The 386-nt window shown below is 47.9% G+C and carries 1 protein-coding gene; it reads left to right on the top strand.

Going from position 1 to position 386, the window contains the following annotated elements:
• Positions 1 to 96: 96 nt before the first annotated feature.
• Positions 97 to 273, top strand: a complete 177-nt coding sequence (locus tag GSQ70_RS00665; protein WP_158780482.1) for a type II toxin-antitoxin system HicA family toxin — start codon at positions 97 to 99, stop codon at positions 271 to 273.
• Positions 274 to 386 lie beyond the last annotated feature (113 nt).

The following is a 386-nucleotide window of genomic DNA, read 5'->3' as shown; positions in this document are numbered from 1 at the left end:
AAGGCGCGGGGTAATCCTTCTCCCGGTAAACAAATATGTTGACATGGTAAGCATTAATGTTTACTATTATCACATGTTCAACAGACAGGAGGAGTGGTGAAGCAAAGCGAGTTCAGGCGGTGGCTTGAATCTCAGGGGGTTGAAGTTTCAAACGGTACAAACCACTTGAAGCTGAGACTAAACGGGAAGCGGAGCGTAATGCCAAGGCATCCCGGAGCTGAGTTAAAAGAACCGCTGCGAAAGGCCATACTCAAGCAGTTAGGTCTGAAATAACAAACCAGCCCTTCGGGGCTGGTACTCGCGAAGATTCACTAAGACGATATGCGATACCCTATAAATCTGGAGCCTTACGAAGGCGGATATGTGGTTTCGTTCCCGGATATACC

It is taken from the genome of Pantoea sp. BAV 3049 (genome assembly GCF_009765445.1).
In the GTDB taxonomy this organism is placed as follows: domain Bacteria; phylum Pseudomonadota; class Gammaproteobacteria; order Enterobacterales; family Enterobacteriaceae; genus Erwinia.
This window is presented reverse-complemented; position numbering and strand designations above follow the sequence as displayed.